The 12,812-nt window shown below is 40.9% G+C and carries 10 protein-coding genes and 1 riboswitch; of the genes, 5 read left to right on the top strand and 5 right to left on the bottom strand.

Annotated elements, in window-relative coordinates:
• Nucleotides 1-13 precede the first annotated feature (13 nt).
• Nucleotides 14-295, top strand: coding sequence for a hypothetical protein (locus C509_RS0113220; RefSeq protein ID WP_018707419.1), 282 nt, complete (start codon nt 14-16; stop codon nt 293-295).
• A 252-nt stretch (nt 296-547) separates the two neighbouring features.
• On the opposite strand, the gene erm is transcribed toward C509_RS0113220, so the two are convergent.
• Together erm and pckA are read right to left on the bottom strand one after the other, a co-directional pair.
• Nucleotides 548-1,405 carry a 23S ribosomal RNA methyltransferase Erm gene (gene erm / locus C509_RS0113215; protein ID WP_026319845.1) on the bottom strand — a complete coding sequence of 286 codons (858 nt, stop codon included), beginning with the start codon at nt 1,403-1,405 and terminating at the stop codon, nt 548-550.
• Between the two features lie 595 nt (nt 1,406-2,000).
• Nucleotides 2,001-3,590, bottom strand: a complete 1,590-nt coding sequence (gene pckA, locus C509_RS0113210; protein ID WP_018707417.1) for a phosphoenolpyruvate carboxykinase (ATP) — start codon at nt 3,588-3,590, stop codon at nt 2,001-2,003.
• Between the two features lie 296 nt (nt 3,591-3,886).
• A riboswitch (SAM riboswitch) is annotated at nt 3,887-4,016 on the top strand.
• A gap of 360 nt (nt 4,017-4,376) precedes the next feature.
• Between pckA and metK the strand changes: the two genes are divergently transcribed.
• Both metK and asnB read left to right on the top strand, forming a co-directional pair.
• Nucleotides 4,377-5,576, top strand: coding sequence for a methionine adenosyltransferase (gene metK, locus C509_RS0113205; protein ID WP_018707416.1), 1,200 nt, complete (start codon nt 4,377-4,379; stop codon nt 5,574-5,576).
• Between the two features lie 174 nt (nt 5,577-5,750).
• Nucleotides 5,751-7,646, top strand: a complete 1,896-nt coding sequence (gene asnB, locus C509_RS0113200; protein ID WP_018707415.1) for an asparagine synthase (glutamine-hydrolyzing) — start codon at nt 5,751-5,753, stop codon at nt 7,644-7,646.
• On the opposite strand, the gene C509_RS0113195 is transcribed toward asnB, so the two are convergent.
• The 3 genes from C509_RS0113195 to C509_RS0113185 form a co-directional block, all read right to left on the bottom strand.
• Complete coding sequence (locus C509_RS0113195; RefSeq protein WP_018707414.1) at nt 7,631-8,473, bottom strand: C39 family peptidase; 843 nt, start codon at nt 8,471-8,473, stop codon at nt 7,631-7,633. The genes asnB and C509_RS0113195 overlap by 16 nt on opposite strands.
• Before the next feature lie 120 nt (nt 8,474-8,593).
• On the bottom strand, nt 8,594-9,418 hold the full coding sequence (locus C509_RS0113190) for a C39 family peptidase (protein WP_018707413.1): 825 nt from the start codon (nt 9,416-9,418) through the stop codon (nt 8,594-8,596).
• 222 nt (nt 9,419-9,640) lie between these two features.
• Complete coding sequence (locus C509_RS0113185) at nt 9,641-10,162, bottom strand: gamma carbonic anhydrase (RefSeq protein ID WP_018707412.1); 522 nt, start codon at nt 10,160-10,162, stop codon at nt 9,641-9,643.
• A gap of 295 nt (nt 10,163-10,457) precedes the next feature.
• Here C509_RS0113185 and C509_RS0113180 point away from each other — a divergent pair, with 295 nt between their 5' ends.
• The gene (locus C509_RS0113180) at nt 10,458-11,261 is read left to right on the top strand and encodes an alpha/beta hydrolase (RefSeq protein ID WP_018707411.1); all 804 of its coding nucleotides are present in this window, start codon (nt 10,458-10,460) and stop codon (nt 11,259-11,261) included.
• Nucleotides 11,262-11,281: 20 nt separating this feature from the next.
• A complete protein-coding gene (locus C509_RS0113175; RefSeq protein ID WP_018707410.1) occupies nt 11,282-12,382 on the top strand; it encodes a tetraprenyl-beta-curcumene synthase family protein in 1,101 nt (366 codons plus the stop codon).
• Nucleotides 12,383-12,812: the final 430 nt, after the last annotated feature.

The following is a 12,812-nucleotide window of genomic DNA, read 5'->3' as shown; positions in this document are numbered from 1 at the left end:
TAGGAGTGGTATTATGAGCGATCGTACTTGGAATTTTATCGTATATTTTTTTACTGTGACAATTATTGTTGGAGGACTCGGATTAGCATTTTACGCTGAAAAAAATAATCTTGAACCGTTTTTTGGAAATACAGCCTTTAAGTATGTTTCCATTATTTACTGTTTAGTGGGAGTATTCTTTATTGTTCATAGTGAGGTACGAAAAAGGGCAGAAAATGTTAGTATTAAAACGGTAGGAACTACAATTGTAGTCATATTTGTTATTTTTGCTTGCCTTGCGTTAACGCGGTTGTAAGAGAAAGTAATGAATGTATTGAGTTCAAAATTATTTGGAGAGATGGATGATATGTTGACCTTATTAAAGAAAGCAGAAGAGACAGTGGAAGGGTGGTGGAGTAGTTGACTCCACCAATAAACGATAGTCATCGTCAAACTCCTTTATGTCCATTACTTTAAGGGGAAAAAAGTATATTTATTTATATAAATGCCTTTCTTGTTTTTAAGAGTAAATACAAAGCCCATTTTAATGTTTATGCTGTTTAAATCTTCAAAGATGGTTTAATTTCGCTTTTTTTACTTTTGGCCATCTGAATGATGGAACATGTTTCACCATTGTTTCAAATATGAGACCCCATTGCTGTTCCGATAAAGTTGCAACTGAAACCTCATTATTTATTCGAAGATTTCTTTTTAAATGCTTAATTTGAGGTGGTGTAAATATACCTTTTAGTGCTAGATCGATAGATAATTGTGGGTCTTTAAGTACGTGTTCGGCCAGTCCCCAAAAGATTAAATAATCGCTAATAGGTACAATCGGTTTTGCTTTTCTGTTTATTGTAATCATTGCTGAATCAACTCTTGGCGGTGGAGAGAAATTCTTTCTTGAAATCCCTTTAACATACTGAATATCAAACCACATTTTCCAAGCGATGATGTATGGATCTTTCACAAAATTTGATGTGAATCTTTTGGCTGCACCTTTTTCCACTACTATAACACCATTTAGAAACCCGCTTGACGGATTATTAAGAAGCATTTTCATAATCGGTGTTGTGATGGCATAGGGAATATTGGAAACAACTACAAAATGCTCTCGAGGTAAAGAAATTTTTAATATATCTTGCTCGATTATCACTGTATTTTTCATTTCAAGTTGTTTTAATTTCTTTATAAACTTTTGATCGTATTCAACAGCGAGAACCTTTCTAGCTCGATTACTTAAAACATTAGTAATTGCCCCTTTTCCTGCCCCCAATTCTAATACAAGATCATTTTCTGAAATGTGAGCAAGGTTTACAATATCATTTACTAAAGCTTTATTATGCATCAAATGTTGCCCGCTAAAATTTGGAGGATTTCCAGAGGTAAATTTTCTATTTTGATACTTTTTCCTTCTTTTTGTCACTATTCAAACAGCCCTTTCTTAATTTGACCTTTCGGCCCTGAACGCAAAAAAGCCACAGACATAGGCGTCTGTGGCTTGCAGTAAACAGGATCAGTTATTTGACAGTAAGACAAAAAGAATTTGTGGCATATTAAAACTAAATAGCACAAAATAGACTTTTTGCTTAAAAGTTAAAGAAAGTCCTCATAACAATATAAAAGGAAAGATTGAATAATCAGTCTTTCCTCTCATTAACAAAAAATATTTTAATGAAGATTGTTAAAAATGGGCACACTTATCCCGTTTACTCTGTAAGCGAAAACAGAGCCTTCGAACTTATTAAATTAACAGTTCAAAGCACGGAAAGTAATAATTACACCCATAGTTTTTAACAACCCTCCTTATGTTAATATAGGTGTATTATAATTTTAACTATAGATAAAGTCAATGAAACATTACTTGCTGCTCAAGTAGTAATACAGTTGATTTGCAACACAATTAAATCAGGTTATGCAATGTTTTCCACTCCATAATTCGAATACCCAAAATAATGGGTGAACTTATTTTTTTCAGTAAGAAATGAAAATAAAAAAACCGGGCAAATTGCCCGGTTTTTTTATTTTACAGTCGGTCCACCCAATTCAGAGATGGATTTATCGACATGATCAAATTTCTTGAAGTTATTTTTGAACTTCTCTGCAAGTTCTTTTGCTTTGGTTTTGTAGGCATCTTCGTCGTCCCAAGTCTTGATTGGCTGCAATACTTCGTCAGGTACACCTGGAACGTGAAGCGGGATCGAAAGCCCGAACACGTCGTCTTTCGTTGTTTCAACGTTATCAAGCTCACCGTTTAAAGCAGCCTGAACCATAGAACGAGTATAAGCAAGATTCATTCTCTTACCTACGCCGTATGAGCCGCCGGTCCAGCCAGTGTTTACAAGGAAGACTTGAACGCCATGCTCATCGATTTTCTTACCGAGCATTTCTGCATAACGTGCTGCAGGAAGAGGCAGGAATGGTGCACCGAAGCATGTGGAGAATGTTGCTTCTGGTGAAGTAACTCCACGCTCTGTTCCGGCAAGCTTGGATGTGAAACCGCTTAGGAAGTGGTACATTGCCTGCTCTTTTGTCAATTTGCTGATTGGAGGCAACACTCCAAATGCGTCGGCTGTCAAGAATACAATGACAGATGGATGTCCCGCAATACTTGGTTCCACGATATTGTCGATAGCTTGGATTGGATACGCAGCCCTTGTGTTTTCTGTCAATGATGTATCATCATAAAGAGGCTTGCGTGATTCTGGATCAACCATGACATTTTCCAAAACAGAACCAAAAGTAATGGCATTATAAATTTGCGGTTCTTTTTCGTATGATAGTCCTGATGTTTTTGCATAGCATCCGCCTTCGACATTAAATACGCCGTTTGGAGACCAGCCGTGCTCATCATCACCGATCAATCTGCGGTTCGGGTCAGCTGAAAGTGTTGTTTTACCTGTTCCGGATAATCCGAAGAAGAGGGCAACGTCGCCTTCAGCGCCTACGTTTGCGGAGCAATGCATGGATAGAATATCAGCTTCCGGAAGTTCATAGTTCATAACGGAGAAAATGGATTTTTTCATTTCGCCTGCATACTCTGTACCGCCGATCAACACGATGCGGCGTTCAAATGAGACGATAATGAAAGTTTCGGATTTTGTACCGTCAACTTTTGGATCTGCTTTGAAGCCCGGTGCAGAAATGACAGTGAATTTTGCGTCATGTTCTGCCAATTCCTCTCCATTCGGGCGGATGAACAGTTGGTGGGCAAACAGGTTATGCCAGGCATATTCGTTGATTACCTGAATGGGCAGGCGGTATTTTTCATCTGCACCTGCAAATCCTTTAAATACAAAAATTTCTTCCTGTTCCTGTAGGTAGGAAACAACTTTTGAATATAATTTTTCAAATACCTCAGATGAAATCGGCTGGTTCACAGAACCCCAATCGATCTTGTCTGTGACAGACGGTTCATCAACGATGAATTTGTCTTCAGGAGAGCGGCCTGTATATTTCCCAGTTTCGGCACGAACAGCACCAGAAGTTGTCAGAACCCCTTCTTCACGGCTCAGGACTTTCTCGACAAGTTGTGGTACTGATAACTGCGTATGAACGTTCTGTCCATTCAATAATTGCACTAATTCGCTTTTGATGCCTACTGAACTCATATGTTTACCCTTCCTTTGTTTATATATTTAAGCTATAAGTTTACTTGTGAAATAGTATAACACATTTAATTCATTAGTCTATACTAATTTTGAATTATTTCTTGAACAGGATTTGACTAAATGCAGATATCCTCAGAAGGATATGAAATAACTTGAACAAATCCCAAAAATAAGTCGAGATGCCTGTTTTTTTCATCTTTTTAGCAATAAAAAAAAGGTAGGCTATTTCATTAATATTACCCTTCCCGGTTGACATTGATTTATTATTTAAGTTAAGATTTTGAGTTGAACGGATACTCTTATCCTGAGATGGTGGAGGAAACAGGTCCTTTGAAGCCCGGCAACCTGCTGTCTAATGAAGCTAACGGCTTTTCAGACGGAAAGGTGCTTACCTGTAGCAAGGCGACCCGCCTTGGGCGATAAGAGTGAAAGGCTCGGAACACATCAACTAACCTTTCCTCAACTTCAGGAAAGGTTTTTTATTTTATCAAGTCCGATTTCCAGGATGTGCTTCTATTTAAGAGGATGTTCAAAAAGCCCAAATGATAAATGGCGAATCTTTACTTTTCATTGGATTGCTGCTCTAGTAAGGCAGAGAGGAATTTCGGTTAAAAACGCCCACATTCATTGGGCAATACTGAAGTCATGACAACCATTGAAAGTACGCTGCTCGAAAATGAGCTTCGACTTCCTGCTTCGAATTTGGCACTTTTTGAACACGCACTATAAAGGACAGAGTACCGTTGTTTTTTATAAATATTTATTTTGGTAAAAGGAGGAGCTTTGATGTCTCATAATCGGCATTTGTTTACATCAGAGTCTGTTACTGAAGGACATCCGGATAAAATTTGTGATCAAATATCAGATGCGATATTGGATGCGATTCTTAAAGAAGATCCCAATGCCCGGGTTGCTTGTGAAACTTCGGTGACTACAGGGCTGGTACTAGTTGCCGGAGAAATTACGACGACAACTTACGTGGATATTCCCAAAATTGTCCGTGACACAATTAAAGAAATCGGATATACCCGTGCGAAATATGGATTTGATGCTGAAACGTGTGCGGTTATCACATCCATCGACGAGCAGTCTCCTGATATTGCAGCAGGAGTGGATACGGCACTGGAAGCAAGGGAAGGAACTATGACTGAAGAGGAGATTGAGTCAATTGGCGCAGGCGATCAGGGCCTCATGTTCGGTTTTGCGTGTAATGAGACCGAGGAGCTTATGCCGCTTCCGATTTCACTCTCTCATAAGCTTTCGAGAAGGCTTGCTCAGGTTCGCAAGGAGTCTATTCTGCCTTATTTGAGACCGGATGGTAAAACTCAGGTTACTGTAGAATACGACGAAAATAATCAGCCAGCAAGAATTGATACGATTGTCTTGTCCACACAGCATCACCCTGAAATCGAACTGGAGCAGATCAAAGCGGATATTAAGGAACATGTCATCAAACCTGTTGTTCCTGCTGAATTGCTTGATGATGCTACGAAATACTTTATTAATCCGACAGGGCGCTTTGTGATCGGTGGTCCTCAAAGTGATGCTGGACTGACTGGAAGAAAAATCATTGTCGATACTTATGGTGGATATGCACGGCACGGGGGAGGAGCTTTCTCAGGAAAGGATCCCACTAAAGTTGACCGTTCAGCTGCCTATGCTGCCAGATATGTCGCAAAAAACATTGTGGCAGCGGGGCTTGCCAATAAGTGTGAAGTACAGCTTGCCTATGCAATTGGTGTGGCACAGCCGGTTTCCATTTCGGTTGACACGTTTGGAACGGGGAAAGTTTCGGAAGAAAAACTTGTGAAGGCCATCAGAGAAAATTTCGATCTGCGTCCGGCTGGCATCATATTGATGCTTGATCTGAGGAAACCGATATACCGCCATACAGCGGCATATGGACATTTTGGGCGTACAGACATCGACTTGCCATGGGAAAGAACAGACAAAGCTGAGGCGCTGATCCGTTCTACTTCACTTTGATTCCTATATAAAAAGGGCGGGGGTGTGGAAGGCATCTCCGTCCTTTTACATGTGAAAACTAAAAGATTTTATCGTAATAAAACTGCCAATCCATGTAAATTAATGATAATATAAAAAAGGTGTGCAGATTTTACTCGCAGCGCTTGAATCTTATTAGAGTAGGTGACACTTATAATGTGCGGTTTTATCGGGTGTATGCATAATCATACAAGAGAAGAAGCAACAACTGATCAGCAGTTATTTCAACAAATGAACAATATAATCACCCATCGCGGGCCTGATGATGAAGGTTATTTTCAGGATGAATCTATCCAGTTCGGTTTCCGCAGGTTGAGCATCATTGATATTGAGAGCGGAAGCCAGCCGCTTTCTTATGAAAATGAGCGCTATTGGATCATTTTTAACGGAGAAGTATATAACTTTGTCGAACTCCGGGAAGAGCTGACAAAAAAAGGATACGCATTTGAAACTGATTCGGACACTGAAGTCATTATCGCTTTATATAGTGATTTACAAGAAAAAGCTGTGGCAAAACTTCGCGGAATGTTCGCTTTTTTGATATGGGATAAAGAAAAGCAGGAACTATTCGGTGCAAGAGACCCCTTTGGTATCAAGCCTTTCTTTTATATAGAGGAAGATGATCGTACATTTTTTGCTTCAGAGAAGAAAAGCATCCTGTTGGCTTTGGAGAAAAAAGAATTGAATACAGAGGCTCTTCAGCAATATATGACATATCAATTCGTTCCGGAGCCGGAAACGATGACGCGTCATATCAAAAAGCTCGAGCCAGGGCATTATTTTACAAAGAAGCCTGGCGAACCCATGAGCATTAAACGTTATTGGAGGGCAAACTTTAAGCCGATCCAGAATAAATCTGAGGAAGATTTCATTAAGGAAATCAGGGACGTTTTATTTGACTCGGTCAATATCCATATGCGCAGTGATGTGCCGGTCGGCTCATTCCTTTCAGGAGGAATCGATTCTTCCATCATCGTATCAATCGCGAAACAGTTCCATCCGAATATCAAAACGTTCTCGGTCGGATTTGAACGTGATGGCTTTAGTGAAATCGATGTGGCAAAAGAGACGGCTGACAGGCTTGGAGTTGAAAATATCAGCTATGTAATCAGCCCTGAGGAATATATGAAAGAGCTGCCCAAAATCATGTGGCATGCGGATGATCCACTGGCTGACCCTGCCTGCGTTCCGCTCTATTTTGTTGCAAGGGAAGCAAGGAAACATGTAACGGTTGTTCTTTCTGGAGAAGGCGCAGATGAGCTATTTGGCGGTTATAATATATACAGAGAGCCGCAATCCCTTGAAATGTTCGATAAAATTCCGGAAGTGGGCAAATCTCTTTTGAGGGCGCTCGCCAAAACATTGCCTGAAGGTGTTAAAGGTAAAAGCTTTATCGAGCGCGGTGTAACACCGATGGAAGAGCGCTATATCGGAAACGCAAAAATGTTTTTAGAGGAAGAGAAAAAGGATCTGTTAAATCATTATCATCCGGATATCAACCATCTTGATATAACGAATCCCCTGTATGCGGAGTCGGCAGGATACGCCCCTGTTGAGCGCATGCAGTTTATCGATATTCATACTTGGATGAGGGGCGATATTTTACTGAAAGCGGACCGGATGACGATGGCTCATTCGCTTGAACTTAGGGTCCCTTTCTTAGATACGAAGGTATTCGACTTGGCCTCCACAATTCCGACGAGTTTAAAAACAGCAGACGGAACAACAAAATATGTTTTGCGGAAAGCAGCGGAAGGTATTGTCCCGGATCATGTATTGAATCGTAAGAAGCTTGGTTTCCCTGTGCCGATCCGTCACTGGCTTAAAGATGAAATGTATGACTGGGCAAAGGATATCATCAAGCACAGTGAAACAGACCACTTGATCAACAAGCAGTATGTTTTAAAACTGTTGGAAGACCATTGCCAAGGGAAAATGGATTACAGCCGTAAGATTTGGACGGTGCTTGTATTTATGGTATGGCATGCAGTATTTGTAGAAGAACGGTACAGCTTCGATAAAGAAATGGCAGCCGCTCACTCAGCATTATAAGTGAGCGCTTGGCTGCCCATTTGCACCCACGATTTCTCGAAATCGCCGATGGGTGCTTTTTTGTTTTTCTTTCCTGTAAGGGGATCGTTAAAATAAACATGCTGATCATCGTAGCCAGTGACTAAAACTGAATGTTCTTCCATGGTAATTTTGATCGGCCCTGAAGCTGTTTCCCATGTTTGAAAGTAAGAGTCGGGAAGTTCACGGTATTCAGCATTAATGATGACCCATACGGGTTTTCCCTCAGACAAAGTGATTTTCAAATCTTGAAATGTTTTGCCGGACAAATTGACTATTTTCCCCGGCATGTATTTTTCTCCAAGCTCCTGGATCGGTTCATGATAGACACCAAGTCCCGGTTTGCTGAATGAGTACATATCACCTACAAATCCGTTATGCGGATTCCCAAAATGAACCTTCCCGTTTTTTATGACCCGGCGGGCCGGGTCTTTTTTTAATTCTTTGGCCAATTTCATTTTATCTGTCTTAATTCCTGCATGTTCAAGAAGCATAGCTAAAGAAGTCACTTCGCAGCCCCGAGGCAGCTCGGGAAGCTGATTGATAATAGGAGCATCAATTGAGACTTTATCTTTTATTTTTATTTCAGGCTTCTTTTCTTGTTTCACTTGGATAGGACGGGAGTCCGTTTGGGTTTCTGTAGGTTGTGTATCCACAGAAGGGGGAGTCGCTTGATCTCTGGAGCAGGCAAGAAGAGTGGCGGTTATCAAGATCGATAAACTAAAAATGAATTTGCGCCTGTCATATTTTAACGGGAGAAGAGATTTACAAATGGCAACAATGTTGAACATCATGCCCTTCATTTTCATTTACCTCTCCTTTGAACAGAGCTTAAATCATATTGTCTGTATTCGATTGTCAGAGATACCGAACATTAAATGGAAGCCACGCAAGGACTATTTTTCCTTTTTAATGAAAAAAAGCAGCCGCTACTCAACCTTATAGGTAAGCGCCTGGCTGCCCATTTGTACCCACGATTTCTCAAAATCACCAATGGGTACTTTTTTGTTTTTCTTCCCTGTGAGGGGATCGTTGAAGTATATAAATTTTTGATCATATCCCGTAATCAGGACAGAATGTTCTTTTTTTGTAATTTTTACAGGTCCAGAATCTGTTTCCCACGTTTCAAAATAAGAATCTGGCAGTTCGCGGTATTCTGCATTGATAATAACCCAAACGGGTCTCCCATCAGACAGTGGAATTTTTAATTCCTCAAATGTTTCACCCGTCAAATTCATCAATCTTCCAGGAAGATACTTTTCTCCCAGCTCCATGATCGGCTCATGGTAAACGCCAAGCCCTGGTTTATTGAAATCATACATATCCCCTACAAATCCCTTATGGGGGTTTCCGAAGTATGTTTTTCCATTTTTTACAACGTAAGGGGCCGGATCTCGTTTGACTTCTTTAGCAAGCGTCATCTTATCTACGCTTGTTCCTGCGCTTTCAAGGAGCATGGCAAGCGAAGTGACTTCACAACCGCGAGGAAGCTCTGGTAACTGTTCAATTACAGGGAAATCCAATTTTACATTATCTTTTATTTTAATCAGCTGGATATCATCGTTTTGCTGTATTTCTTGAGATGCCGTAGCTTTTTGCTCTTCAGAATCATTAATGGTGTTAAAAAGGACAAAAGTGAATATGCACGCGGCTATAAAAAAGGCAAAGACTGCTTTGTACGAGCTGCGCTTCCCCAAAAAAAGAATAAGCATAAAACCGATAAAGACAACTACGAAAATGGGCCATGCATTCATATTGGATCTCCTTTTTAGTCTAGATACGCCGGACAGGATGTCCTAGTGGCAGGCGAAGCGACAGGACGTCGCAGAATGAGCCAGATGGTGGGCTGTCCTGGTTTCGCCTAAGCCAACAGCTCAATGTAAAGGTCGCTTTCACTTATGTAAAATACTCCGTTATCAATTACATCGACATAAAAGCATAAATATCCACTGTTTTTTGTGAAAAGTCTTTGAACCTTATTTATCTTTTTGCATGGCTTGATAATAGAGTCCCCTTTCAGCATACTCCTTTGAAATACGGATCATTTCAGCACGGTCTTCCTCATTCACTTCCCGGATCACCTTGGCGGGACGTCCGAATGCGACAGTGTTTGGGGGAATGACCTTTCCTTGAGGCACAAGACTACCTGCACCAATGAACGCTCCTTCACCTATTTCTGCTTTGTCCAAAATGATGGACCCCATGCCGATCAATGCTTTTTTCCGAATGACACAGCTATGAAGAATCACCTGGTGCCCAACCGTGACCTCATCTTCAATGATCAGAGAATTTCCTGGGCTTTGATGTAGCACGGAATTATCTTGGATATTTACTTTTTCTCCAATGATGGTTGGTGCGACATCACCTCTGATCGTGCAATTGAACCAAATACTGGAATTCTCACCAATAATGACATCTCCTGTAATAGTGGAATAATCGGCAATAAATACCGATGAAGGGATTTGGGGAGCCTTTCCTTTGTATGGGTAGACAGCCATAATAAACATCCTTTCTTTACTTTTGTAGAAGGTACCAAATAACCTTCGGCGATTTTCTACGTTGACCAGTTTCTTTGCGCTGCTCATATATCTAACGGAAGTCCTCATATACTGTGAAAAGTCAGCTATTCGAAATTTCACCACTTTGACCTTCTACTATTTTGGCAACTTTTTGAAAACAGGCATCTAACACTATCATAACGAAAAACTCTTCCTGCCTCTATATGTAAAGAGATTCTTGAGGGGAAAAAGGGTAGAATATTTATATATATGAATGGGAAAAGGGGGCAGGAAAATGCGAAAATGGGGAGCGGAAGGAAAAGCCAGGGGGGTCATTGTCATTGTACACGGAGCAATGGAGCATCACGGACGGTATAGATGGTTGAGAGATATGTGGGTGTTGAGTGGCTTTCACGTTGTGATGGGGGATTTGCCAGGTCAAGGACTGACGACCAGAACACACAGAGGTCATATTGATTCATTTGATGAGTACGTGATGGAAGTGAAAAAATGGATACAGGAAGCGGTGACATATCGTTTGCCCGTTTTCCTTCTGGGACACAGTATGGGCGGATTGACTGTGATCAGGTTGCTCCAAGAAGAAAAACAGGAAATAGCAGGGGTGATTCTTTCATCACCATGTCTTGGATTAGTCAACTATCCTCCCATGCCGGTAAACGCTTTGTCAGTTGGTTTGAATTGGATTGCTCCTGAGTTGAAAGTTGACAGCCACTTGGATGTGGATCTTGCCACCCGCAATCCTGATGCGATAGACCGCGCACTAAATGACAGTCTGCTCATTACGAAAGTTTCGGTCCGCTGGTACAGGGAATTATTAAAGGCAATGAAAGAAGCCTTCACAAATATTTCAAAATTTCCGGATATCCCTCTTTTGGTTATGCAGGGCGGAGATGATAAAATTGTGAATAAAACCGATGTGCGAAATTGGTTTGACGAGCTTGTAATATCCGAAAAGCTTTATAAAGAGTGGTCGAAGTGTTATCATGAGATATTCAACGAGCCTGAAAGAGAAATGATTTTTGATTATGCAAAAAATTTTGCTGAGCTTCGGCTGCGGCTGCTACCATATAAAATTTAGTAAGTTAGGTGATATTATTTATGCTGCCAACCCATCCTATTTCACTCATGAATAAAGTTTACCGGGAAATTATGCCGGCAGTTCATATGGAGTTATCCTACTGGAAAGAGCGGGCGGGTGAGATTCCAAACGAAGAGCTAAGACGGCAGGCTCTGGCAAGTATACAGTATAAGACCTTTCATTGCGAAGGTGGATCAATCATGGCCTTGGCCGCTTTGGAACATAAAAAAGACGCCATAAAATTTATCGTAGCTTATCAAACAATCAGCGATTATTTGGATAACCTGTGCGATAGGAGCACTTCTTTGGATCCGAAGGACTTTGCTGCTTTGCATGAATCCATGGAGGATGCATTGACGTTGGGAGCTTCAGAGAGGCTTTATTATCGTTTACGCGAGGACAAAGATGATGGAGGATACTTGGCCGAATTGATGAAGACTTGTCAATCCGTTCTCGAGAGAGTACCTCATTATGAAATAATCAAACCATATCTACTTGAACTTTGTACATATTATTGTGATTTGCAAATACATAAACATGTTTGCAAGGAAGAAAGGGAGGAGCGTCTCAAACAGTGGTTTGCAGAGCATGAACGCCTCCTGCCAAAGATGGGCTGGCACGAATTTTCAGCCTGCTCAGGATCGACACTCGGCATATTTTGTCTCGTGTCTTATGCTTTAAGGGATGATTTCGAACAGAAGCATGCTGAAATGATCCGTGAAGGGTATTTTCCGTATATACAGGGTCTCCATATTTTGCTTGACTATTTTATCGATCAGGATGAGGACAGGGAAGGCGGAGACTTGAATTTCTGTTTTTATTATAAAAATGAAGAGGAAATGCTGAACCGTTTCATTCATTTTCTTAAGGAAGCCGACAGGCATACAAAACATTTGCCGGACCGAAAGTTCCATAAGCTGATAAACCGAGGTTTGCTCGGAGTTTATCTTTCCGATCGAAAGGTGAACAATCAGGCCAGTGTCAGGGCGCTTGCAAAGAAAATCATGAAACACGGAGGAATGATCAGTTATTTCTTTTATTGGAACGGTAGAGTGTATAGGGCTTTTCAGAAGAAATTTTCAGGAACAAGAAAATTTGTTTCTACCCCTGTTAAGCCATAAAAAAGAGATTCTGTCCAAAAGAATCTCTTTTCTTTTACTTCATTGCCTTTTTGGCATTAATTTCTGTCATTTTTTTTAATATTCTGCCCATACCGAACAATAGAAAAGTGATGTTCGATTTTTAAGCCTGTTCAAGTGCCGTGAATGGCTAAAGGTGCCCGTGAATCCAATTAATAAGCTTGTACGGTCACAAAGACCGACAGAAGGTGCCCGTTTTCTCGGTATTTACGCCATTTCGGTCACTAATAGCCTCTAAAGGTTCCCGTGAATCTAATTTATAAGCTTTACCAGTCACTATGAACAACTAAAGATGCCCGTTTTCGCGGTATATACGCCATTTCGGTCACTAATAGCCTCTAAAGGTGCCCGTAAATCCAACTTTTAAGCTTATCCGGTCACAAAGACCGACTAAAGATGCCCGTTTTCGCGG

It is taken from the genome of Siminovitchia fordii DSM 16014 = CIP 108821 (genome assembly GCF_000374565.1).
GTDB lineage: Bacteria > Bacillota > Bacilli > Bacillales > Bacillaceae_C > Siminovitchia > Siminovitchia fordii.
Note: the sequence above shows the minus strand (reverse complement) of the source record. Positions and strands in the feature narration are given on the sequence as shown.